Below are 18,991 nucleotides of genomic sequence, written 5' to 3'. Positions count from 1 at the left end.
CGGTTACTTCCATGGCGCGACCTTCCTGCCCGTTTCGGTGACTGGAAAAACGTGCACCGGCGTCTGCGCCGCTGGTGTGAAAGCGGCGTCATCGAACGGATATTTCGTTATCTGGCCGCTGATTACGACAACGAATACATGATGATCGACAGCACAATTGTCCGAGCGCATCAGCATAGTGCCGGAGCTCTCAAAAAAGGGGCACGGATCAGGCCATCGGACGATCACGAGGCGGGCTAACTACAAAGATCCATGCCATCTGCGACGCTCTGGGCAATCCAGTGGAACTCGGCATCACACCGGGACAGGATGCCGATATCACCCAGGCAGAACCACTTCTGGAAAACATCGAACCGGATGCTTTCCTTGCTGACAAGGCGTATGACGCGGACAGGTTGATCGATCGGCTGATACAGCGCGGGATTACCCCGGTCATCCCGCCAAAACGCAACAGAACGACACGACGGAAAACCGATTTTTCTCTCTATCGCGAACGGAACCTTGTTGAGAGGTTCTTCAATAAACTCAAGCAGTTTCGCGCTATCGCAACCCGCTACGATAAACTGAAATCGACCTTCCTCGCAGCCGTGCAGTTCGCCTCAATCATCATCCTGCTTAACTGACGACACGCCGTAATACATTGTATGAACATTTTTCCGCCAGTATATCGTTACGCTCTGTCCCCTCAATAAAAACTTCATCAACAAACCCATACATACCAATTCTGCGTTCGCCCCAATACCAACCATCACGTATGTATTTATCAACCAATGTTCCTATGATTTTATAAATACTCCGAGAATACTCCACCTGAGGAGCATAAGGAATTTCACCGTCAATAACGACTTTTGTATGATCATTTGAAACCAGATAAGGGTTAGCTAACGCCAAAATCTGATTTGTAAATTCGTTTTGCTCTTTTAACGCTGAGGCATATGCAGCGCACAGACTAAAAGAATAGAGCGCAATACAGGCAACAGCTATATTAATGTATTCATAACGAACATATTTTTGGGCTACGAATATAAGAAGCAAAAAGACAAATGGGAAAGCTATCAATATCCGCAGCCACCATGGTGGATAAAATATGAAAACATTCAAACCCAAACCGCAAAGAAATATAGAGAAAACCAGAAAAAATATAGAGAAAACAGAAACGAGTTTTATTTTCTCTACTGAAATATATTTATATACAGAAAACAAAAATATGCAGGACAATGGAAGAACGGACATAAAAAATCTAAAATCAATATTATGCCTAATGAAAATTAAGCCATTTTTGATATTAAATAAGAAATTCTTAAAGACTTCAGGTTCTTGAAAAATGCTTACACTTCTTCCAAATGAAATCTGCACATGGAATAACTTTAAAATAATTTCATAGAAAAGCGTTGAGCCAACAAATGCAGCCATTCCATAAGCTAATATGGAAACTGATTTTATAAAATTTCTCTCAAGTACAAACTTCGTCGCAAAAATAGCGCATAAAGAAACATATCCAGCTACGGTAGACTGATATGTCATCCAAGCTAACATAAGAGAAATGACAGAAGTTAGAAAAAAAAGCTTTCTATCTTCAATAAAAATAAAAGGAAAAACCACCAAAAATACAGATACAGACATAATCAAAGAGTCATATCTATAAGTTAAATTTTCAAGCATAAAAGGTGAAATCATTACAAATAAAGGTGCGATAGAAAAACAATTTCTCCTTAATATTTTCATTGAATCACATATTAATATTCCTGAAAAAACAAGAATTAATGATGAAATTATTGTTGTGTAGGGAAATAAATCTACTTGTTTTACTTTAATCGATGCAAAATTCAGATTCAAAAGCCACATAATCGCATTTGCAAAAAAACGACCATCCTGTGACCAACCATATCCATAAATGACCCTATCATAGTCATCCATGTAATAGACATCACTTAACAAAATAGGGAATACATACAAAAAAGACAGTAAGTATAAAAATAAAACCCCCTTAACCCTAAAAGATGCTGAAAAGGCATCTTTTATATTTTCGACAAAAGAAGCCATGATTCACCTTTATGGAGTAGTTTAGGCCCGTAAAAACGGGCCTCTTATTTTTTAGGTAGGGTCAACAAAAAATGCTGGAAGCGAGAGCGCAGGTGCCTGTAATGCCGTATCAATGACATCGCATGCAGCCAGAGCTTCCTTGATGGTTACATCCATATCCAGATAACGATACGTGCCCAAACGGCCCATAAAGGACACACCTTTTTCTGCACGTGCGAGCTCGATATAGCTTTCGAGCATCTTCTTTTCGTTTACCAAGCGAATAGGATAGTAAGGAATATCGTTTTCACCTGCCAGACGGCTGTATTCACGGAAACAAACAGTTTTGGAGAACTTGTCCTGTTCCCACGGGGCAAAGTGTTTGTGCTCAGAAATACGCGTATAGGGCACTTCTTCATTACAGTAGTTGATAACTGCTGTACCCTGATGATCACCATCATCTACAAAGCGTTCAAAATCCAGCGTTCTATAACCCAAGCGGCCCAAACGGAAACCAAAATACCGATCAATCGGGCCTGTATAGAATACGTGCTGAAAATCTTCTTCTAGGCTTTCAAAAGAACAGCCCAACCGCACATCAATGCCTTCAACGTTCAGGATATTCTGCACAATGGCAGTATAACCTTCTTCCGGCATGCCCTGATACGGATGGTTGAAGTAGTTATCATCATAATTGAAGCGCAAAGGCAGGCGCTTGAGAATGGATGCGGGCAGCTGCGTAGGCTCTAACCCCCACTGCTTGCGCGTATATCCATAAAAAAATGCCCGATATAGTTCCGGGCCAATCATGCTCAGCGCCTGTTCTTCAAAGGACTGAGGGTTTGTAATGCTTTTATCTGCCTTGCTTTCAATAAAAGCACGCGCTTCCTTCGGCCCCATTGTTGTACCGAAGAACTGGTTAATGGTCAGCAGATTAACAGGCAGCGTGTAAACATGCTCATTAGAAATGGCCTTCACACGGTTTACATAAGGCTTGAACGTACCAAACTTCTGCACATAAGCCCATGTGCGCTCATCAGCGGTGTGGAAAATATGAGGCCCATATTTGTGCACCATAACACCGGTTTCAGCATCGCGCTCTGTATAACAGTTTCCGCCAATATGGGAACGTTCATCCACAACCACTACTTTATGGCCACGCTCTGCCAAATGACGGGCAATAACAGCACCACTAAATCCAGCGCCCACAACACAGAAGGTCATATGTTTACAGCCTTTTCCTCAGTCTTTTTACACGGTATAGTACTTAGCCTTGCCGTGCTTTAGTTTTATGATTCACTGATAAACAATTTACTGAACAGAAGCTATACTGCGGCACAGAAATAGAGATGAAAGAATAATTAATGACCTGAATCACTCTTGGGCTGAGCACGATAAATATTTTGCCAGAATGCTTTACTTGTTAGCATTGGCAGTTTTTTACGGTAGGAACGCCTAACAACAGAAGATCGTAAAATAAAAGCAAGGCTAGCTTTTACAAACGCCCCTAAAAGACTGAAAAATTGGAACCTGTTAAGTTGGGCCTCAAAAATATCCTGAGTTTCATATTTGCGATAAACAATATGCTGGTAGCTAAAAATCAACCCCAGCAAACCACGTGTATATTCTCCAACATATACGGGCGTTTTCCGTAAACACCATTGCGGCAACAGATGCCCATTCAGAGTTATAAGCCTGATATACTTCCGTATGCGTGTTTCTGGCTTGCCTTCATAACGGAAAGGCATTGATTGAAAATATGCTAGGTCTTTACGTTGCTGGGTTTCTTTTTGGATACGCTTGGCAATGGGCATAAAATCCAGATTTTGTTGCCAAAAATCCGGCCCTTTGCTGATATCCTGAAATGCCAGCAAAATAGCATGCGCACTCTGATATCTGCATGACAGCGCACACCATAAAAAAGCCAGCCCCATCATTTTCAAAGCTGGTAAAGTCCGCCCCTGCCCCGCCATAAGATAAATAGCCAAGGACGCACGCATACCCAGGTAGCGGGTAAAAGCACTTTCCTTGCTGAGAAAGTGCTCGGAAAAACAGGCAATACCATTTACCGTGACAATATTAAAATGGTTCATCAGGCCAAAGAGCGCATCATCCCCCCTTACAAAAAAGGGAAATGGGTAGGCTGATACGGCATCCAACCGAAACGCAAAAAACCACCAGCCACCATAAACGGGCTTGCCAATATCCTGCTCTAGCTTGAGCAGGTTTTCTACCGGCCTAACATCCGCACCTTCATGCAATGGACGGAAAACACCGCCAGAAAATTCGGCTCCTTTTTCCTGCACGCTCCATGGTTTGTGATCATCCAACAAAGTGCCTGCCAAACCTATGTGCTTATCCACACTATAGGCCAACATGGCGTAACAGCGCCGAATGGCTTCAACCTCGCAGGAAATATCATCATCCATAAAGAGGCAGTGGGTAAATGTGCCCTGCTCCTGCAGGTATAAAAGGCCACGCGCAAAACCACCGCTGCCGCCATAATTGTGGTTTTTGATAACCTTGGCCCCCGGCACCTCTGCCGGATCTAGGTTGGCTGAATTATCTATAACAATAAAATGGATCACATCCTGATAAACAGGATCTTGCAAGAGCGCCTTTTGCACGCGCTGGATGGAATTACGCACATATTGCTGCCGATTAAAATGCGTAATGACAACACCCAACTGCGGCACCTGCACCATAGGCGAATATGTTGCAAAATATGCTGTCTCTACCGTGCACTCTGCCTTGGCGGTTACACTAAAATATAGCAAACCTTCAGATAATGCAGGCCACGCCGATATTTCCTCCGAGCAGCGTATTTCGCCTTCAATTTCTTTGCTCCAAAGAGGAGTGACAACATCAGCAGTGGAACGATGAAAAAGTGTGACCTCACCTTGCCCGCGTATGTGCACGCTCAATGATAAGCGGCTTACACCACCCGTCTGCTTCCATTTTTTTACGGAAAACGCATTGTAAAATGTATCAAAGGTAAATGTCTGCCCGGCCTGTAGCCGAAAAGCTTGGGAAGATGTATTCGCCACACGCTCTGGCAGCGCAGGACGCGCATACATTGCATCGCATTGCTCCAGCCCTTCTGTTGGCAGGATAAGACGATGCAAAACCGTAAGCATGGCAGCACTTTCAAACAAAGCATAAAAAGACACATCCGGCTTTAGCGCACACAAACGCCTGCCGCACCTTGTATTTTAGGAAAAAATTGGCGCGCTCTTCTAGTTTCGAACCAGCGGCCCACAGCCTAGAAGGCTAAAACTCCACGATAGTGTGGAGTGTTCGCGTCTCATTTCCAATGAACAAAAAATAGCTTGGATACTTACTACCCATGATCAGAGAGACCCTCTAACAAATAAGCCACAGAAATATGCGTCATGTCTTATTCCTAGCCCCGATAATTGCGAGAGCTGCCGTAAAGACCACACGTCACATTGCTCACCATGAAAAGTCTCACGCTATGCGTAAAATGCATCATCCAGAAATTTTAAAGAAATCATAATATAATTGTTAAGATTAAATTCTGTTGTGCATTAGGTTCTAGCAGATGTGCCTTATTGCCACTCATTCCGGTAAGACCGCCCTGCCCTTCATGAGCTTCCGCAATTTCGCCGCTGCAAGCTGTTTGCCAACATACCCTACCCCCTACTAGACCTTGGATCATGGTAGGGTTTATTTCCTTCTTTCCTGCCTTTTGGGTAACGTCTATAGGTATTTAGTAGATACTGTTTGGAGATTATAGGCCAATGTTTGTTATCCCATCTATAAAAGATTTTTTTCTGAAAAAGATCTAATAGATTCCGTGTGGGAATGGCGTTATGCCGATGGAAGAGTTTGTTCAACTAATTTCCAATTTTCTGAGACTGGTACAATAGAAGGTTTTTACTCAGCAAATGAGAGCACTTGGAGCCTTTCAGACGATGGTCTGAAGATTTTCCGTAGTGATAAAACTTTGATGTGGAATTTTCAGGTTCTTGAAAAGCAAAATGGAAAGTTTTTCTTTCGTAGTTTTGCCAAGCATGAAGATTTCAAAGATCAATGCTTTTACCTTACTCAAATAAGCAAAAAACAAACAGAACAAGATGATTCCGAGAAAGAAGAAACTGTCCGTCTCGTTATTTGGGACTTAGATGATACTTTCTGGGAAGGAACATTGTCTGAAGGGGAAGTTAAACTTCGACTTGATACCCTTCATATGATCAGAGAGCTTAATAAGCGCGGTATTGTAAACGCAATATGTTCAAAAAATACATATAAAGATACGCGTGAAATGCTACGGCGTGTCGTCAGTTAAGCAGGATGATGATTGAGGCGAACTGCACGGCTGCGAGGAAGGTCGATTTCAGTTTATCGTAGCGGGTTGCGATAGCGCGAAACTGCTTGAGTTTATTGAAGAACCTCTCAACAAGGTTCCGTTCGCGATAGAGAGAAAAATCGGTTTTCCGTCGTGTCGTTCTGTTGCGTTTTGGCGGGATGACCGGGGTAATCCCGCGCTGTATCAGCCGATCGATCAACCTGTCCGCGTCATACGCCTTGTCAGCAAGGAAAGCATCCGGTTCGATGTTTTCCAGAAGTGGTTCTGCCTGGGTGATATCGGCATCCTGTCCCGGTGTGATGCCGAGTTCCACTGGATTGCCCAGAGCGTCGCAGATGGCATGGATCTTTGTAGTTAGCCCGCCTCGTGATCGTCCGATGGCCTGATCCGTGCCCCTTTTTTGAGAGCTCCGGCACTATGCTGATGCGCTCGGACAATTGTGCTGTCGATCATCATGTATTCGTTGTCGTAATCAGCGGCCAGATAACGAAATATCCGTTCGATGACGCCGCTTTCACACCAGCGGCGCAGACGCCGGTGCACGTTTTTCCAGTCACCGAAACGGGCAGGAAGGTCGCGCCATGGAATACCCGCGCGATAGCGATACAGCACCGCCTCCACGAACAGACGGTTGTTCACCGCAGTGCCGCCGACATAGCCTTCTCGACCAGGAAGAAGATCCTTTATCCGCTCCCACTGGTCATCGCGTAAACTATAGCGCCGCATCTGTCTGTCTCCCCAAAAAATGGGAAAACAGTCAGCACACGCAGACACAAAGTACAACCCTCACGTGCCACTCTCAGGGCTTAACTGACGACACGCCGTAGAACGTCTGGGGGTATGGGACGATTTTGTATTTGCAAGAATTTCTTGGAACCCCAAGGGCCCACAAGTTAAAGATATTGTAGAAAAAATTCAGCTTCGCCCAGAAAGCATTTTGTTCATTGATGATAATTTAATGAATCTCAATGAAGTTAAGGCCGCCATTCCTGGTATTAGAGTTGCTGAACCAGACATTATTAAAAATTGGCAAGAAAATCCAATTTTCCGCGGCAAGCCAGATCTAAAGCACAAACGACTGAAAGCTTATCGTATACTTGAATCTAAACAAAGCGATAAAGAAAAAATTGGCGGTGATAATGAAGAATTTTTAAGAAGTAGCAATATAAGAATCAGTTTTCATACAGATGTAGAAAAAGAATTTTCTCGTATTCATGAATTGGTAAACCGCACAAACCAATTAAACTTTACCAAAAACAGATGGCCTGAAGACGTTGAAGAAGCGCGTAAACTTTTTGAAAAAGAAGTTTCTGAAGAATTCTTTTCAGATTTTGGATATATAAAAGTCTCCGATAGTTATGGTGATTATGGTATTTGCGGTTTTTATTTCGCAAAGCCTGGATATATGCAGCATTTCCTATTTTCATGCCGCATTATGAATATGGGCGTTGAACAATACGTCTGGAATAAACTTGGCCGCAAACATATAGACATAAAGCCACCTACGGCATCTGATTTAAATAATCCTTCAAAAGTAGATTGGATTACCTTATGCGATGATGCAAACGCCCAAGATTCTCATAAAGACGATTCATCACTAAACTCTTTGCAGGTTTGCCTGCGTGGTGCTTGTGATCTTGCAATGACTTCTTTCTTCCTCAAGACAAAATTTGAGACGATTGAAGAATTTAATTATTCTGTGCACCCGTGGGAAGTACATACAAATGCCCGCAGTTTAGGTCTTTATAAAGATCAAGAAAGTGATTTGGATATCCGCACAATCCTAGAGAAAACTCCTGGGCCGGATTTCAATCGTTATAATAGCGATATTATACAAGAAAAATCAGATGTGTATGTTATCTCCTTCAGTCAAGAAGGCTTTATGAGTTCATACAGACATAAAGAAACAGGCCTGATTTTGAGCCTACGTTGCATGCATATGTTCCCTGGAACAGACGCATGTGATGCAGATTACACTTCTCTTGCTTATGATGATGTAAAAGACTTTTTAACGGATACAACTGAAGAAAAGTGGAATTATTTCAAAGAAAATTACGAATTCATCGGCGGTTTTAGAAATAGCGATATTGTTAAAGAGCAATTTCAAAACGATGTGATACACATTTTTACAAGATTAAAGCATGCTCAGAAAAAAGTTATTATTCTTGGCCTGAATGAAAAAATCGGCAATCTTCCTGGGCTTGTTGAATTGTGGAGTAGTATCAATTCTATCGTCAAGCCGCTGGCTGAGGCTTATGAATATGATTATATTGACATTAATGATTACGTAAAAACAGACGCAGATCTTACTGATGAGCTAGGAGGGGCACATTATAAAAGGTCTATATATAAAAAGTTCTCTGATGTAATCGCAGACTGCATTGCAAAAGTGTAAGCTCTATTCCAACAACTTTTATCAGTGGTTATTTGTGAAATTTTAATATTGTTTGTAACCACCAACCTATATTGATTGTAGTATTTCTGTCTGAATTTAATGCATTCAGACAGAAATACCATATAAATATTTTAAATCTGAAATACTACGGCGTGTCGTCAGTTAAGCAGGATGATGATTGAGGCGAACTGCACGGCTGCGAGGAAGGTCGATTTCAGTTTATCGTAGCGGGTTGCGATAGCGCGAAACTGCTTGAGTTTATTGAAGAACCTCTCAACAAGGTTCCGTTCGCGATAGAGAGAAAAATCGGTTTTCCGTCGTGTCGTTCTGTTGCGTTTTGGCGGGATGACCGGGGTAATCCCGCGCTGTATCAGCCGATCGATCAACCTGTCCGCGTCATACGCCTTGTCAGCAAGGAAAGCATCCGGTTCGATGTTTTCCAGAAGTGGTTCTGCCTGGGTGATATCGGCATCCTGTCCCGGTGTGATGCCGAGTTCCACTGGATTGCCCAGAGCGTCGCAGATGGCATGGATCTTTGTAGTTAGCCCGCCTCGTGATCGTCCGATGGCCTGATCCGTGCCCCTTTTTTGAGAGCTCCGGCACTATGCTGATGCGCTCGGACAATTGTGCTGTCGATCATCATGTATTCGTTGTCGTAATCAGCGGCCAGATAACGAAATATCCGTTCGATGACGCCGCTTTCACACCAGCGGCGCAGACGCCGGTGCACGTTTTTCCAGTCACCGAAACGGGCAGGAAGGTCGCGCCATGGAATACCCGCGCGATAGCGATACAGCACCGCCTCCACGAACAGACGGTTGTTCACCGCAGTGCCGCCGACATAGCCTTCTCGACCAGGAAGAAGATCCTTTATCCGCTCCCACTGGTCATCGCGTAAACTATAGCGCCGCATCTGTCTGTCTCCCCAAAAAATGGGAAAACAGTCAGCACACGCAGACACAAAGTACAACCCTCACGTGCCACTCTCAGGGCTTAACTGACGACACGCCGTAAAGAGGCAGGCAAGTTAGAACCCTCCAGCTAATAATATCCTGAAAAACAGATACCCCTACTTACTTATATAACCTGCCAGTAAGGGCTCTCTACGACATCCCCTTACAATCGAGCCGTCTCTTGTTTTTCGTTTGTCCTATTAAAGGAAGAGCGAGAGATATTTTTATTGTTCGACAACTCTAATAAGAGATGTCGATGGCGTAGCTGTAGAGGGCAATTCCTATAAGACGGCAACCTCGTAGCAGCATTAGGGCCCGCCTGTAACAAAATCCGTAAACGCATGATGCAACTGGGTTCTATCCTGACTGCTTCGGACGAAGTCATATCAGGCACGCAGATTACCACAGAAGCCACTTCCGAACTCATCAGCGACCCCAATGACATCATCGCCGTCATACAGTCTTGGGTGAGGACACGAGCGTCGCAAGACAATACCCATGCTATTTTTTGCAGAAGTAGACACTCGTCTAAATCTAGTCCCTGGCTCCGCGGCAAAATACATTAAGGCTGCTGCCGCAAAATGGGATTACATAGTCGAACGAAAAGACCTTAAAACGATACTATTCCGTAAGAACACCGGGAATAGGTATGATGTGTGCCCGTAATTCTGCTTTAGGCTCGCGTTTTAATCAGCCTGATATTTGCGAAGAGTGTTCTCAGACTGCAGCGGCGTTTGTTAGAAGAAGACAAAAAGTGCATATTGTCTTCCCGCCCCTGCCAGACATAACAAGATGCCTAATAGGTAGAATCTACAGAGCTTTCTGATTTTCCAGCTTTCCTGAGAAATCAATCGCAGCCACTATGGATAAAATCAAGACATCGACCGTTTAGTGCTGCACCAACCTAAAGGAAAGACTTTTGCCTTTCCCTAAAATCTATCCAAACCATTGAAAAGATTGGCGCGCCCTGCTGGATTCGAACCAGCGACCCACAGCTTAGAAGGCTGTTGCTCTATCCAACTGAGCTAAGGGCGCTTTACGCCCTACGCATAATAGAGAAAAGCGAGAAAATCAATGCGTCCAGTTTTGGATGCGATCATAACGGAAGTTATCTGCATACACTTTAGGGCGACGCATGCGCGGTGCAGTTTCTTCCACCACATATGCAATATGTTCGCGCTGTGCGTAAGCCTCTGCGGCTTCACGACTATCAAAATACAGATGTATTTGAGATTGTGGATCTGCACTACCGGTCCACCCCATAAGGGCGCTCTGCTTACGTGGAGCAGATTGACCGTATTCAAAAACCCACTCTCTGGTTCCGGCTAAACCGGACTGACCAGCAGGCTTTGACTGTCTATAAATACGCGCCGGCATGATGTTGCCTCCCGCTTTATTTATGGTCGGGGCGCCCGGACTCGAACCGGGGGCCTCGTGTACCCAAAACACGCGCGCTACCAGGCTGCGCCACGCCCCGAACTGAGCGCTTGTTTAAGCGTCTATTCGGAGTATGGCAACCCTCTGATTGTAAAAAATCAGTCAACCGTGCTTTTTTTGCTTTTTGCCAGCGGCGGCACAAACAACGGTGCCGTATCCCACGGGAACAAAACCCAGGTATCCTGCGGCACTTCTGTAATAAACAGATCTGTCAGTTCCTTACCCGCTGGTTTGGCATACAGGCAGGCAAAAAAGGCTTTGGGCAGTTTTTCACGCACCACACGGGCGGTTACGCCAGAATCAACCAGATCATCAATAATCAGGAAGCCCTCACCATCCCCTGCTGCAACGGGCTCCTTGATAATCTGGGGTTTGCCCATATTTTCTTCATCATACGTCACAACAGAAATGGTTTCTATCAGACGGCACCCCAGTTCACGCGCCGCAATGGCTGCGGGAATCAAACCTCCGCGTGTTACCGCCACAATGCCTTTAATGGGCATTTTAGGCATCAGTGCCTCTGCCAATGCACGCGCATCACGGTGTAACTGATCCCATGTTACCGTGGCATAATTCACAGCCATTCAAGCGTTCCCTTTTCCATCCATTCCGCAACAATGCTTCTGTCGTGCCGTCGGGCCATTACATGACTGCCTGCCACAAAGTCTCAGCCGCCCGGCTCCAGCTGATAGGCTGAAAATGTGCCTTTATCTGCTGCTCCATGGCTGCCAGACGCTGTGGCTGATCCAGAACGTTACGTACAAGCTCCAATGCCTGCGATGCGTTATCAGGGTCAAACATTTCTGTCAGCCCCATACCTGCTTCTGGCAGGGAAGACGCTGATGACGTCAGGCTGGGTTTTCCCCAATACAGGCTTTCTGTTACCGGCAGGCCCCAACCTTCATAAAATGAGGGGAAAATTGTAAACTGCGCCTGCTTATAAAGCTGCGTCATACAACTATCAGACGGCCGATCTATCCACACAACATGGCCATTCAGCCACGCGCTATTTTCAAGCTGCTGCAACAGGTCATCCACCAGCCACCCCTGCCCGCCGGCGATCACCAGCTTCGGCACAGTATTCGCAGGCCGCTCAAGCAATAACCGCCGCCAAACTCTGATTAAAAGTGCATGGTTTTTACGCACTTCCAGTGTGCCTGCACACAAAACATAAGGCCCGAGTTGTTTTATCTGCTCTTGAACAAAAGCAGATGCATTTGCTGAATCTGGTTTAGAAAACCCACACCCCATAGGCACAACAATAACAGGCACAGAAAGTGGCTTGCCGCTTTGTTGCGCATAAGCCAGCACATCTTTTTGGGTAGATTCGGAATTAGCAAAAATAACATCACATTCCGGCACAACATGCTCATACCAACGCCGAAATACTGCAGGCAAACCCGGCTGGCACCATTCCGGCCACAAAAGCGGCACCAGATCATGCACCAAAACCCCAATACGCATGCCATATTGCTGACGACACGGCCGCAACAGCTTCTGGTACATAGCATGAGACCATGATGCCCCCAGAGAAAGCAGGATATCTCCTTTTTGGGGAGAAAAAGTCTGCTCCTGTCCGCTAAAATCGTCTTTTTTACGCAAATTGTGAGAAACAAGCTCCCACAGGCCACACGCGAGTGCACCTCCGGCCTGCACTGCACTTTGGGTGTTGCGGATAAGCTTACCGGCCGGAACACGCACAGAAACGGGCACATGCTGCCCGCATTTTTGCAGCAAACTTTGATTTGCACTGTGTGAGGCTGAAAGACTGCGTATCTGCATACTTTCCGACTGCTCTGCGCCCTGCCCGCTCAGGGCCTGCCACACAGCCTGCACCTGCGCCCACGATACCACCACAAAGCCTGTGCCCTGGATGTTGTGCCGCACAAAACCAATGTGGGCAGACATATGCGGATCACCCATAAAAGCCGCGCAGATTTCCAGCACAACGCGTTGAATACCTGTTAGCCGAGCGCCGACTTGTGCAAAGGCAAACAGATCTTCCACATCCATCCAGATACGCTTCATGGTCGCCATCCTTTTTTTCTATCCGCACGATCTGGATAAAACATATTCTGCATCTGCAAGAAAACGTGGCAGACCCGCTTTTCCATGATTATAGAGGGTTGCATGACAAGTCATGCTGTTACTCCCCTCCCTCCCCTTGTGCTGGATCATCCGCTTATCAAGCACAAATTGACCCATTTGCGGCGCGCAGAAACCTCCACGGCCGGTTTTCGTCGCTTAGTGCGCGAACTTAGCCTGCTGATGTGCTACGAAGCCACCCGCGAGCTGCCATTAGAGCCAATAGAAATTCAGACACCTCTGGAACCCATGCAAGGTGAACAACTGGCTGGCCCAGATGTTTGCTTTATTTCCATCCTGCGGGCTGGCAATGGGCTTTTAGATGGCATGCTGGACTTGGTTCCCTTTGCACCAGTTGGCCATATTGGTTTGTACCGCGACCCTGAAACACTGGAAGCTGTAGAATATTACCTTAAGCTTCCTTCTCAGGTTTCTTCTCGCCGCTGCATTGTTGTTGATCCCATGCTGGCCACCGGGCACAGCGCGGCAGCCGCCATTACTCGGCTGAAGGAAAAAGGTGCGCGCAAGCTGCTGTTTACCTGCCTACTTTCCACCCCAGAAGGCATTGCCTGCCTACAAAAAGCGCATCCTGATGTGCAGATCATGACATGCTCTATTGATCGCGGCCTGGATGAACACAGCTATATCGTTCCCGGCTTGGGTGATGCTGGTGACCGCCTTTTTGGCACACGTTAAGCGCTTGCCATTTGGCACGCATTTTTGTGGATCCGTGATATGAAACTGAAATCCGCTACTGTTCTTGCCGGTCTTCTGCTTGCAATGACTGCATGCCATGAGCAGCCGGCATCAGACAGCGCTCCCCTGTTCCATGACAAGGCGCACCAGAAGGCTCCTCCGCCTATTATTGAGGATGAGGACGAAAACCCACATGGTGGGCCAGCCTTAGATGAAAATGATGGCTATCGCCCTACACCTTCCAAGGCAAGCGGGCCTTATATGGGAACAGGTGCTGGCGGCTCACCGTAATATCTCAACGCTTTACACTGCAATCCATCACACTTTTTATAATGCCCTATTCCTGCAGATTCTGCCGTTTGCAGGAATAGGGCATTTATTCAGTACGAGATTTATTCATCCATTTCAGGAACACAGCCAATGCGTTCCAGAAATTCCGGTTCTCCATAATCACCAGCTTCTTCATCTACCTGCATACGCACCACCAGCGCACCAGCCACAGAAAGAATACCCGCCCGCACTTTTTCTATCCGGCGATGCGCATCTTCGGGGTTACGGCAGAGAATGGCAGCCCCACCCTCCAACCTGGTGCCACGCCATACAAATGGCTGAAAAACAATACGTTCAGACAAAGACATGAAAACCTCCTCATCTCTTAACTGTTCTGTATTTGTTCCCTTTAAAAATGCAAGCGCAATCAAAAGAGATTCAATAAAAAAAAGCCGTGACCTCCACTAGGCCACGGCTTTCCGAGCATCATCCGACTTTAAGTAAAGTTATGGACGCCCGACAGAGAGATATGAAAAACCAGAATCGTGCATAGCTGCAGGATCAAAAATATTGCGCAAATCTACAATAATCTTGTTTTTCATACGCTGAGCCAAGGCATCTGGTGAAATGGAACGGAATTGCTCCCACTCCGTCAAAACCACCAAAACATCAGCATCCTGCGCGGCGTCTAGCGCGCTTTCACAATATGTCGTTTCTGGCGGCAAAAGTGGTTTGGCTGCAGCCATGCCAACCGGATCATAAGCCTGCAAACGTGCCCCGGCTTCGGCCAAACGATGTAAAATGGGGATAGAGGCAGATTCCCGCATATCATCTGTTTCTGGCTTAAAGGTGAGGCCCAGCACTGCCACGGTCTTATTATTTACCGAGCCACCACATGCCGCAATAATACGCCCAGCCATGGCTGCTTTACGGGCTTCGTTCACCTGCACCGTGGTTTCCACCAAACGGCAGCCACTTTGAGCTTCCTGCGCAATACGGGAAAGTGCAAGCGTATCTTTGGGGAAACAGGAACCACCATAACCGGGCCCGGGGTTCAAAAAGCGGCTGCCAATGCGGTCATCCAGCCCCATGCCGTAAGCCAGCTCCTGCACATTGGCCCCCAATTTTTCACACAGATCGGCCATTTCATTGATGAAGGAAATCTTCATGGCCAAAAAGGAGTTGGAAGCATATTTGGTCAGTTCTGCTGTTTCCAGACCGGTAAAGACCAAAGGGGCGTCAATCTTCTTCAGCGGCTCATAAACCCGCTGCATAACGACTTCTGCCCGGCGTGCACGTTCTGGCTGCTTTTGATCCAACCCGATAATTACCCGGTCTGGGCGCATACAATCATCAATCGCGCTGCCCTCGCGCAGGAACTCAGGATTAGACGCCACATCAAAATCCAGATCCGGGCGCGTGGCACGAATAATCTCTGCTATTCTGCGGCTGCTGCCTACTGGCACGGTAGATTTGGTAACAATAACGGCATAGCCAGTAAGAGCCTGCGCAATCTGACGGGCTGCAGCATGAACATATTGTAGATCTGCTGCACCATCTCCATTACGTGGCGGTGTACCTACGGCAATAAAAACAGCTTCTGCCCCAGCGACAGCCTGAGCAATGTCATCTCCAAAAGTCAGGCGTCCGGCGCGTGCATTGTTTGCAACCAATACATCCAAGCCTGGTTCATAAATGGGGATACGGCCCTCGCGCAAAGCTGAAAGGCGGTCTGGATTTGTTTCCACCACGGCCACATGCAGCCCGAATTCAGCAAAACATGCACCGGAAACCAGTCCAACATATCCGCCACCAATCATGGCTATACGCACGAGCAACTCTCCCATCCTGCCATAAGGTCATCACCTGCTTTATGTACAAACATCAGATGAACTCAACTGCGGCATCAATGCCCTGTGCAGACAACATACGCAATGTGAAAAGGTGAATATTGGTTTTGGCGTCTTATTTTGACCCGTTTTGCAGCCCTCAAAATTAAAAGAGAGCCCTTATCTGCAACGCTGAGCATTCACATTTTCGCTCATCGAATATTCGCCTAGCGCAAGTCAGTTTAATATGTCACTATCGAAACGGAATAGACGGACATTTATATTTGGAGTAAAAAGCGCATGAAACTGGTTACTGCGATTATCAAGCCTTTTAAACTTGATGACGTGCGCGAAGCTCTGGCTCCTTTAGGTATTCAGGGGTTAACAGTTTCTGAAGTAAAAGGCTTTGGCCGGCAACGTGGCCAGACCGAGATCTACCGTGGAGCAGAATATCGCATCAGTTTTCTGCCCAAGATCAAGGTTGAAATTGTTATCAAAGATGACATGGAAGACTTGGTTGTAGAAGCCATTGCTACAGCAGCGCACACTGGCAAAATTGGTGATGGCAAGATTTTTGTAAGTGATATTTCACGCGCTGTGCGTATCCGCACAAAAGAATCTGGCGAAAGCGCCCTATAAGCCAGTTTTCACGCGCTACATTACTTTAAGGAATATATTACTGAAGGAAACGTAACTTTCCTTCAGTAATTCCTTTTTGCTTTTTAGATAATATAGTCAATCGGAGGAAGAGTCTGATCCATATTTAGGGCAGGCATACGCCCGGTATGGCGCACACCCACCTTACGGGCTGGATTACCTACAACCGTTGTAAAGGGCGGCACAGGCTCCAACACAATGGAACCCGCGCCAATTTTAGCGCCCTCACCAATTTCGATATTTCCCAAAACCTTGGCGCCCGCACCAATCAAAACGCCGCGCCGTACCTTAGGGTGCCGGTCTCCAGAATGCTTGCCTGTGCCACCCAATGTGACGTTCTGCAAAATAGAAACATCATCCTCGATAATGCAGGTCTCCCCCACAACTATGCCTGTACCGTGGTCAAACAGAATACGCCGACCAAGGCGCGCAGATGGGTGAATATCCACAGCAAACAGTTCCGATGCACGGCTTTGCAGATGTAACGCCAGATGGCGCCGTCCCTCCGCCCATAGCCAATGGGCCACCCGGTAGGTCTGAACAGCCTGATAGCCTTTAAAGAACAGAAACGGCGTTACAAAGTCCGGGCATGCTGGGTCTCGTTCTCGAATCGCCAATAAATCAGCAGCGGCAGCGCATACAATATCCGGCTCTGCATCAAAGCCTTCTTTAACAAGCTCCGCCAAAGCATCGGACGCCACAGACCGATCCCCCAGCTTACGCCCGATCAACGCTGCCAGCGCAGATGAAAAATCTGAATGACTGCGCACACCTGTTGCCAGCAAACCTTTCACCAACGGATCATGGCAAACACAGGCCTGCTGCGTCATCTGGTGCCACAGAACGTTTAACTGAGGCGCGCAGATTGAACTATCTTCATCAAAATGGCTGGCTTTGACGGCATCCTGAGCGCCGTCATGCGTTGCTGCATCCATTTTCACAATCCCATAGCGTGCTTTACAAAGGCTTTACGCAAAGCGGGCAAGCGGTTCACGCCCGCAATACCCACATCACGCGCAAACCTTAAAACTGGGTTATTGTTACTGAACAGCCTATCCAGCACATCGGTTGCAGCAAGCATAAGCATATTGGCCGGACGGCATTCTGCCTGATAACGCGCCAGCAACTCAGGCGCTCCCAAATCCTTATCGCGTTGATGTGCCGCAATCAAAATCTTGCTGAGCGCAATAATATCGCGAAAACCCAAGTTAAGCCCCTGCCCGGCTATGGGGTGGATACCATGTGCGGCATCTCCAACCAAAACCATGCGGGTGTCTGTATAACGCTGGGCATATTGGGCAGACAGAGGATACGTCCAGCGCCGCCCCACAGGCTTCACCTGCCCCAAGCGATTATTACCCATACGGCGCTGAAGCTGCATAGCAAACACATCATCCGGCAAGGCAGCAAAACGCTCTGCCAGGCCATCGTGATCGCTCCATACAATGGCAGACATGTAAGGATGTTCTTCATTGCCCGGCAAAGGCAACTGCGCAAACGGCCCTGCGGGCAAGAAATGCTCAAGCGCGCTGTTGTCATGCGGAAATTCGTGCGCAATGGCGCAAACAATAGCTGTCTGACCATAAGACAAGCGTGTAAGCGGAATACCGGCCTGAGACCGCAAACGACTTTTGCGTCCATCAGCAGCAACAATCAGCTTTGCCTGAAAGCTGCGCCCATCATACAGGGTTACTGTTGCTCCTTCCTTACGACGCACAATGGTGGCTTCAGCCGGGGCCAGCAGCGTAATTTCCGGCGTAGTGTGCAGGCTGGCGTTTAACGCCACGCGCAAAGAACGTGCCTCAATCATCCACCCAAATGGCTGATTGGCATCTTCACGCGTGAACTCCAGAAACAATGGAGATGCAGGCTCACCCGGCCGGCCATCTGTTACAAGAATATCCTCAATCGGGCAGGATGGCAGCGGCAGAGCCTCCCACACACCGGCTTCTTCCAGATACGCTTTTGGGCCAGCAGCAATGGCATAAGCCCGGCCATCAAAGTCTGGATCCTCCATGGGTGGCAGATCTGCCTTATCCACCACAGCTACCTTGATACCTGCCTGCGCCAAATGGCACGCTAAGGTTCCCCCAACAGGCCCAGCACCAATAATGCAGACATCTACATCTGCAATGGGCACCTGCGCGTGTGCTGCCGCTGCGGGCTCGGCATGGGCTGTCTGATGCATAGGTTCGTTCCTTAGCTCATAAGCGCCGCACTTTTAGGGCGCATCTTCTCCAATTAAGGGCAGTCTATACACCAGCCCCTTACTCTTGTAATGAATTTGTATCAAACAACCAGAAAAGATATGAAATTA

17 protein-coding genes, 2 tRNA genes and 1 pseudogene are annotated in these 18,991 nt (G+C 47.0%); 6 read left to right on the top strand and 14 right to left on the bottom strand.

Going from position 1 to position 18,991, the window contains the following annotated elements; translation table 11 throughout:
• Positions 1–6: 6 nt before the first annotated feature.
• Positions 7–623 (top strand): annotated as a pseudogene (locus ABNV41_RS02715) (IS5 family transposase); the annotation flags it as partial.
• Here the strand turns inward: ABNV41_RS02715 and ABNV41_RS02710 are convergent.
• From ABNV41_RS02710 to ABNV41_RS02700, 3 genes are all read right to left on the bottom strand, one after another.
• Positions 616–2,043, bottom strand: a complete 1,428-nt coding sequence (locus tag ABNV41_RS02710) for a glucosyltransferase domain-containing protein (RefSeq protein WP_349934961.1) — start codon at positions 2,041–2,043, stop codon at positions 616–618. The pseudogene ABNV41_RS02715 and the gene ABNV41_RS02710 overlap by 8 nt on opposite strands.
• A gap of 51 nt (positions 2,044–2,094) precedes the next feature.
• Positions 2,095–3,246: a UDP-galactopyranose mutase gene (glf, locus tag ABNV41_RS02705; protein WP_050820149.1), complete on the bottom strand. Its 1,152-nt coding sequence runs from the start codon at positions 3,244–3,246 to the stop codon at positions 2,095–2,097.
• Between the two features lie 137 nt (positions 3,247–3,383).
• The gene (locus ABNV41_RS02700; protein ID WP_349935085.1) at positions 3,384–5,159 is read right to left on the bottom strand and encodes a glycosyltransferase family 2 protein; all 1,776 of its coding nucleotides are present in this window, start codon (positions 5,157–5,159) and stop codon (positions 3,384–3,386) included.
• A 680-nt stretch (positions 5,160–5,839) separates the two neighbouring features.
• On the opposite strand from ABNV41_RS02700, the gene ABNV41_RS02695 reads away from it, so the two are divergent.
• Entirely contained in the window at positions 5,840–6,331 is a 492-nt protein-coding gene (locus ABNV41_RS02695) for a hypothetical protein (protein ID WP_349934960.1), read from the top strand.
• On the opposite strand, the gene ABNV41_RS02690 is transcribed toward ABNV41_RS02695, so the two are convergent.
• A protein-coding gene (locus ABNV41_RS02690; RefSeq protein ID WP_087651418.1) for an IS5 family transposase occupies positions 6,324–7,078 on the bottom strand; the annotation gives its coding sequence in 2 pieces (ribosomal slippage) (positions 6,324–6,739 and positions 6,739–7,078; 756 coding nt in all). The two genes, ABNV41_RS02695 and ABNV41_RS02690, sit on opposite strands and share 8 nt — an antisense overlap.
• A gap of 232 nt (positions 7,079–7,310) precedes the next feature.
• Between ABNV41_RS02690 and ABNV41_RS02685 the strand changes: the two genes are divergently transcribed.
• Entirely contained in the window at positions 7,311–8,747 is a 1,437-nt protein-coding gene (locus tag ABNV41_RS02685) for a phosphatase (RefSeq protein WP_349934959.1), read from the top strand.
• 158 nt (positions 8,748–8,905) lie between these two features.
• Here the strand turns inward: ABNV41_RS02685 and ABNV41_RS02680 are convergent.
• The 6 genes from ABNV41_RS02680 to ABNV41_RS02655 form a co-directional block, all read right to left on the bottom strand.
• Positions 8,906–9,660 (bottom strand): IS5 family transposase gene (locus tag ABNV41_RS02680; RefSeq protein WP_087651418.1). Its coding sequence is split into 2 segments (ribosomal slippage): positions 8,906–9,321 and positions 9,321–9,660, totalling 756 coding nucleotides; the frame shifts between segments, so codons are not numbered across the junction.
• Positions 9,661–10,658: 998 nt separating this feature from the next.
• Positions 10,659–10,735 (bottom strand) — tRNA-Arg (locus ABNV41_RS02675).
• A gap of 36 nt (positions 10,736–10,771) precedes the next feature.
• Positions 10,772–11,077, bottom strand: a complete 306-nt coding sequence (locus tag ABNV41_RS02670) for an ETC complex I subunit (RefSeq protein ID WP_035350573.1) — start codon at positions 11,075–11,077, stop codon at positions 10,772–10,774.
• Between the two features lie 23 nt (positions 11,078–11,100).
• Positions 11,101–11,177 (bottom strand) — tRNA-Pro (locus tag ABNV41_RS02665).
• A gap of 58 nt (positions 11,178–11,235) precedes the next feature.
• The gene (gene gpt / locus ABNV41_RS02660; RefSeq protein ID WP_003629580.1) at positions 11,236–11,721 is read right to left on the bottom strand and encodes a xanthine phosphoribosyltransferase; all 486 of its coding nucleotides are present in this window, start codon (positions 11,719–11,721) and stop codon (positions 11,236–11,238) included.
• 58 nt (positions 11,722–11,779) lie between these two features.
• On the bottom strand, positions 11,780–13,165 hold the full coding sequence (locus ABNV41_RS02655; protein WP_349934957.1) for a glycosyltransferase family 1 protein: 1,386 nt from the start codon (positions 13,163–13,165) through the stop codon (positions 11,780–11,782).
• A gap of 84 nt (positions 13,166–13,249) precedes the next feature.
• Between ABNV41_RS02655 and upp the strand changes: the two genes are divergently transcribed.
• Together upp and ABNV41_RS02645 are read left to right on the top strand one after the other, a co-directional pair.
• Positions 13,250–13,918 carry a uracil phosphoribosyltransferase gene (upp, locus tag ABNV41_RS02650; protein ID WP_080986824.1) on the top strand — a complete coding sequence of 223 codons (669 nt, stop codon included), beginning with the start codon at positions 13,250–13,252 and terminating at the stop codon, positions 13,916–13,918.
• Between the two features lie 39 nt (positions 13,919–13,957).
• Positions 13,958–14,209: a hypothetical protein gene (locus tag ABNV41_RS02645; RefSeq protein WP_349934956.1), complete on the top strand. Its 252-nt coding sequence runs from the start codon at positions 13,958–13,960 to the stop codon at positions 14,207–14,209.
• A 101-nt stretch (positions 14,210–14,310) separates the two neighbouring features.
• Here the strand turns inward: ABNV41_RS02645 and ABNV41_RS02640 are convergent, their stop codons facing one another.
• Positions 14,311–14,556, bottom strand: coding sequence for a hypothetical protein (locus ABNV41_RS02640; protein ID WP_128105642.1), 246 nt, complete (start codon positions 14,554–14,556; stop codon positions 14,311–14,313).
• Between the two features lie 138 nt (positions 14,557–14,694).
• Positions 14,695–16,035 carry a UDP-glucose/GDP-mannose dehydrogenase family protein gene (locus ABNV41_RS02635; RefSeq protein ID WP_087651918.1) on the bottom strand — a complete coding sequence of 447 codons (1,341 nt, stop codon included), beginning with the start codon at positions 16,033–16,035 and terminating at the stop codon, positions 14,695–14,697.
• A 282-nt stretch (positions 16,036–16,317) separates the two neighbouring features.
• On the opposite strand from ABNV41_RS02635, the gene ABNV41_RS02630 reads away from it, so the two are divergent.
• Positions 16,318–16,656, top strand: a complete 339-nt coding sequence (locus ABNV41_RS02630) for a P-II family nitrogen regulator (RefSeq protein WP_050820156.1) — start codon at positions 16,318–16,320, stop codon at positions 16,654–16,656.
• Positions 16,657–16,739: 83 nt separating this feature from the next.
• Here ABNV41_RS02630 and cysE read toward each other — a convergent pair whose 3' ends face one another.
• Together cysE and ABNV41_RS02620 are read right to left on the bottom strand one after the other, a co-directional pair.
• A complete protein-coding gene (gene cysE / locus ABNV41_RS02625; protein WP_087651917.1) occupies positions 16,740–17,609 on the bottom strand; it encodes a serine O-acetyltransferase in 870 nt (289 codons plus the stop codon).
• A 2-nt stretch (positions 17,610–17,611) separates the two neighbouring features.
• Positions 17,612–18,862, bottom strand: coding sequence for a UbiH/UbiF/VisC/COQ6 family ubiquinone biosynthesis hydroxylase (locus ABNV41_RS02620; RefSeq protein WP_349934955.1), 1,251 nt, complete (start codon positions 18,860–18,862; stop codon positions 17,612–17,614).
• Between the last annotated feature and the right edge of the window lie 129 nt (positions 18,863–18,991).

This window comes from Acetobacter sp. A11-2, assembly GCF_040208445.1.
Taxonomy (GTDB): domain Bacteria; phylum Pseudomonadota; class Alphaproteobacteria; order Acetobacterales; family Acetobacteraceae; genus Acetobacter; species Acetobacter oryzoeni.
This window is presented reverse-complemented; position numbering and strand designations above follow the sequence as displayed.